At 28.2% G+C, this 602-nt stretch carries 1 protein-coding gene; it reads right to left on the bottom strand.

Annotation, left to right across the window (positions count from 1 at the left end; genetic code table 11):
- Positions 1-55 precede the first annotated feature (55 nt).
- The gene (locus CIK04_RS29935; protein WP_128824765.1) at positions 56-241 is read right to left on the bottom strand and encodes a hypothetical protein; all 186 of its coding nucleotides are present in this window, start codon (positions 239-241) and stop codon (positions 56-58) included.
- Positions 242-602 lie beyond the last annotated feature (361 nt).

Genomic DNA, 602 nt, shown 5'->3' with positions numbered 1-602 from the left:
AGATTCGGTATATCATCAGGAGAAATTGAAGGTAAAGCATAAATATTTTTGATTTTTATGACTTAGTCGCTGCTATTGCTGGATTGTATATGAGAAGAACCATTTCTATTGAAAAAGCAAAGTTGGGGCAAGTAAATTTTAGTATCTTAAAAATTAATATTTTCATATTGATATCTATTTTAGTATTGAGTTTGATTTGGGGATGTTCTAATTTCATTAAACTTCCCATAACATCATCCATTATATTTCTTTCGGTTGCTATCAATTATAATTATTTTACAATCGTTGGCTTTAGTAAGTTGTGGTTACTAAAGGTTACATATGTAATTGTAATTGTAATTATAACTTCATTACATATGGAGTCTTTTGAGATAACTTTAATATTAATTTTTATTAATTTAATATATTCATCTCTTTCGTGCAGAGAGGGAAATGTTATTGATTTCAGTGTTTTATGTGTTTTTCTATTTTCTTTGTAGAGCTCAGCATCTGATATTCTGGGTTTCTAGTCTTTTTGTTGTTGTTATATTGTGGTTCGGCTCTTTAAGAGTAGATGAAACTCCTTATCTCTTCGATTTGTATGTTTTTTGTTTCTTTCGCTC

The sequence above is a fragment of the Vibrio sp. 03_296 genome (genome assembly GCF_002265885.1).
Note: the sequence above shows the minus strand (reverse complement) of the source record. Positions and strands in the feature narration are given on the sequence as shown.

Excerpts from the sequence above, each read along its gene's own strand:
- CIK04_RS29935 (WP_128824765.1), bottom strand. The coding sequence starts at position 241 with ATGGATGATGTTATGGGAAGTTTAATGAAATTAGAACATCCCCAAATC.